4 protein-coding genes and 1 pseudogene are annotated in these 3,700 nt (G+C 67.5%); 3 read left to right on the top strand and 2 right to left on the bottom strand.

From position 1 onward, the window contains the following. Nucleotides 1-499: 499 nt before the first annotated feature. Both ACZ7G3_RS11715 and ACZ7G3_RS11710 read right to left on the bottom strand, forming a co-directional pair. Nucleotides 500-1,111, bottom strand: a complete 612-nt coding sequence (locus ACZ7G3_RS11715; RefSeq protein WP_470924935.1) for a DNA-3-methyladenine glycosylase — start codon at nt 1,109-1,111, stop codon at nt 500-502. Nucleotides 1,112-1,179: 68 nt separating this feature from the next. Further along, nucleotides 1,180-1,341 (bottom strand): annotated as a pseudogene (locus tag ACZ7G3_RS11710) (DNA-3-methyladenine glycosylase); the annotation flags it as partial. Between the two features lie 145 nt (nt 1,342-1,486). Between ACZ7G3_RS11710 and ACZ7G3_RS11705 the strand changes: the two are divergent. The 3 genes from ACZ7G3_RS11705 to ACZ7G3_RS11695 all read left to right on the top strand — a co-directional run bounded on the left by ACZ7G3_RS11705 (nt 1,487) and on the right by ACZ7G3_RS11695 (nt 3,562). Further along, nucleotides 1,487-2,269: a sporulation protein gene (locus ACZ7G3_RS11705; protein ID WP_426599462.1), complete on the top strand. Its 783-nt coding sequence runs from the start codon at nt 1,487-1,489 to the stop codon at nt 2,267-2,269. A 49-nt stretch (nt 2,270-2,318) separates the two neighbouring features. Further along, nucleotides 2,319-2,858 carry a YbhB/YbcL family Raf kinase inhibitor-like protein gene (locus tag ACZ7G3_RS11700; protein ID WP_470924933.1) on the top strand — a complete coding sequence of 180 codons (540 nt, stop codon included), beginning with the start codon at nt 2,319-2,321 and terminating at the stop codon, nt 2,856-2,858. Nucleotides 2,859-3,055: 197 nt separating this feature from the next. Next, a complete protein-coding gene (locus ACZ7G3_RS11695; protein WP_426519439.1) occupies nt 3,056-3,562 on the top strand; it encodes an HNH endonuclease in 507 nt (168 codons plus the stop codon). Nucleotides 3,563-3,700: the final 138 nt, after the last annotated feature.

Here is a 3,700-nt window from a genome sequence, read left to right as displayed (position 1 = left end):
TTTTGGCACGCTGTTGAGTTCTCAAGGAACGGACGCTTCCTTTGTACTCACCCGAGAGACTCTCTCAGGCTTTCCTCCGGGCGCTTCCCTTCGGTCTTGCGTTTCCGACTCTATCAGATCCTTTTCCGATCCGATTTCCTCGGTGCTTTCCAGGTTCCCGCTTTCGCGTTTCCCTTTCCAGCGGTTCCGACTCTATCAGATCCTTTCGGCTCTGATTCCCTGTCGGCGGGGTTTGTCGTGGCTCTTGGGCTTTCGCCCGTCGGCCTTTCGACATTCACTACGTTAGCCGATTCCTCCGTGGACTCATAATCAAGTCCCGCGAGTTCGAATTCGAGCATGCGGACACGCCGAATTCGCCCCCGTCGAGGGGAAGTCGTAGGTAGTGGGGTGGCCGCTTCCGGCTGCAGGCGATTGCCGTACCCGGGTCAAGCGGCTCGGGCTACATTACGCGTCTCCCAAGGGAGAGTCAACTTCGGCGGCACCGTCCACGCCGGTGCGGTCAGGCTCCCGCGGACGGCTTGGCTCTCGGGCTCAGCCGGTACGCCGAGACTGTCGGATCATCGGCCAGGTAGAAGCGGTGCTGCCAGTCGTGGGCTCTGCTGACGCCCACCCGAGGGCCGGCCCGGACGAGCGCAGCGGGTACCGGCTCACCCGCGGACAGCGCGACCGAGGCGCCCGTCAGCAGGTCTGTGCCGTTGTGCTCCGCCGTGATGCCGAGCGCCTGGCAGAGGTTCCCCGGCCCCCGCGCGAGGCGTGGGGTCTCGACCTTCGCTCCTCGCCGCTTGCGCGCCAGGTCTTCCCCTTCGACGACCCTGCCTGCCCGGATGAGGACGGCCGAGGCGATGCCGTCCGTCCCGGTGACGACGTTGGCGCACCAGTGGAGGCCGTGGGACCGGTAGACATACAGGTGTCCTGCTGCTCCGAACATGACGGCGTTGCGGGGTGTCCGGCCTCGGTAGGCGTGGGAAGCCGGGTCAGCCGTACCGGAGTACGCCTCGGTCTCCGTGATGGCGATGCTCACCGCCCCATCGGGGGTCTTGCAAGTGAGGACGCTCCCGAGCAGCTTGGGGGCGACCTCTTCAGCAGGATGGGCGAGGAAGTCAACGTTCATGCTGACCGCCTCGTCATGCCGTAGGTGAAGCCGGCGTACACGTGTCCGGGAGGACCGGACATCACGTCGTTCCGACCGTCGTGGGCCTCGGCCTCCGTCGGGCGGAGGGTGATCGGGCCGTCCGGGGTGCTGCGCACCAGGGTGCGGCCCTGGAGGTCGGGGGCCACCTCGACGATGGGGCGGTCGAAGGAATTTCCGGGTGGAGGCGTACGGTCGGGGCTCGCGATCATGCCGTCCGAGCGTAACGCAGCCGGAGGCCTGCGCGGGGTGGTCAGGGAGTGTGCGCCTTGCCAGGGTGTGGGGCGCGGAACCGGCCACGGCCGAATCGCGTTTGTAGGGATCAAGGGTTCACACAATGCCTGGAGAGGGAGAGACATGGCGTTCAAGAAGCTGCTCGCGAGCCTGGGGGCCGGCGGGGCCTCGGTCGAGACCGTGCTGAGTGAGGTCAACGTCGTTCCGGGCGGTGTCGTCCAGGGTGAGGTGCGGATCCAGGGCGGGTCCGTCGACCAGCAGATCGAGGCGCTGTCGGTCGGTCTGCAGGCCAAGGTCGAGGTGGAGAGCGGCGACCAGGAGTACAAGCAGGACATCGAGTTCGCGAAGAGCCGGCTCGGCGGTGCCTTCGAGCTGAAGGCGAACGCGGTGCACGCGGTGCAGTTCGGCCTCGAGATCCCCTGGGAGACGCCGATCACCACGATCGACGGGCAGTCGCTGCGCGGGATGAACATCGGCGTGACCACGGAGCTGGAGATCGCGCGCGCGGTCGACTCCGGTGACCTTGACGCGATCAATGTGCACCCGCTGCCGGCCCAGAAGGCGATCCTGGACGCGTTCATCCAGCTCGGCTTCCGTTTCAAGAACGCGGACATGGAGCGCGGGCAGATCCGGGGAACGCGGCAGAAGCTGCCCTTCTACCAGGAGATCGAGTTCCTCCCGCCTCAGCAGTACCGCGGGCTGAACCAGGTCGAGCTGAGCTTCGTGGCGGACGCGCAGGCGATGGACGTCGTGCTGGAGATGGACAAGAAGCCGGGGCTGTTCAGTGAAGGCAGCGACACGTTCCGTTCCTTCCAGGTGGGGCTGAACGACTACCAGGGCACCGACTGGGTCGCGTACCTCAACCAGTGGCTCTCCGAGGTCGGCAGCAAGCGGAACTGGTTCTAGGGGTTCTAGGCTCGGTCGTCTCAGCACCGAACGATCAGGAGGTACCGAGGTGACCGAGCTCAAGCGGCGTCCACTCCCCCATGACTTCCACCCGCCCGTGCCGTCTTTCACGGTCACGAGCGAGGACGTCCAGGAGGGCGCGACGCTCAAGGACGCTCAGGTCCACGCGGTCGGCAACACCTCGCCGCAGCTGCGGTGGGAAGGCTTCCCCGCCGGGACCAAGAGTTTCGCCGTGACGTGCTACGACCCGGACGCCCCGACCGGCAGCGGGTTCTGGCACTGGGTGGTGTTCGACATCCCGGCCTCGGTGACCGAGCTGCCGGCCGGCGCGGGCAGCGGCACGTTCGAGGGGCTGCCGGAGGGGGCCGTACAGGCACGCAACGACTTCGGCAGCAAGGACTTCGGCGGTGCCGCGCCGCCGCCCGGGGACGGGCCGCACCGGTACGTGTTCACGGTGTACGCCGTGGACCAGGAGAAGCTGGGACCGGACGCGGACAGCACCCCGGCGTTCGTCGGTTTCAATCTGCGGTTCCACACCATCGGGCGTGCCCAGCTGATCGGTGAGTACGAAGTGCCCGCCGAGGGTTAGTGTCCCGAGCGTTCACGGAACGTTTGCCCGCCTCTGGTCTTGGAATGGATCAGGGGCGGGCATTTTTGTTGCGGGGGTGGCGGGGGCATGGCCCCCGCAGGAGCAGCAGATATTGCGTTGTCCATCCCGGCGTGCCCGGCCAGAGTTGATCCCAGCCCGCCAGGGGGTGGGCCGGTGCGCACGGGAGGTGGGCTGGTATGCGGGACACGCTGGTACTGAACGCGAGCTTCGAGCCGTTGTCGACGGTGACGCTGAATCGAGCCGTCGTTCTGGTGCTCCAGGACAAGGCCGTCGTCGAACAGGCCCACCCCGAACTGCGGATGCGCGGAGCCGCGCTCGACATACCGGCGCCCCGGGTGATCAGGCTGTGCCAATACGTACGGGTGCCCTTCCGAAGACGCGCCCCGTGGTCGCGGCGGGGCGTGCTGGTCCGGGACCGGCACCGGTGCGCGTACTGCGGGCGGCGGGCGACGACCGTCGACCACGTGGTCCCGCGGTCGCACGGCGGGCAGGACACCTGGCTGAACACGGTGGCCTCGTGCGCGGAGGACAATCACCGCAAAGCGAACCGGACGCCGGAGCAGGCGGACATGCCGCTGCTCCGGGTGCCGTTCGAGCCGACTCCTGCTGACGCGATGCTGCTCGCGTTGGGGCAGGACGACTTCGACGCTCTGCCGGAATGGCTGGCCCAGCCTGCCGCATAGCCCGCGACCGCAGTCCGCTACGCCGTTGGGGGGGGAACCCCGGGGGGGGGGGGGGGCCCAAAAACATGGAGGGTGGAGGCATCCAGCGACGGGAAGGTTCTCTCGCCGCTCCCCTGCAAGGAAACCCCTGCACCCCCC

Source organism: Streptomyces sp. NPDC037271, from assembly GCF_055603605.1.
Note: the sequence above shows the minus strand (reverse complement) of the source record. Positions and strands in the feature narration are given on the sequence as shown.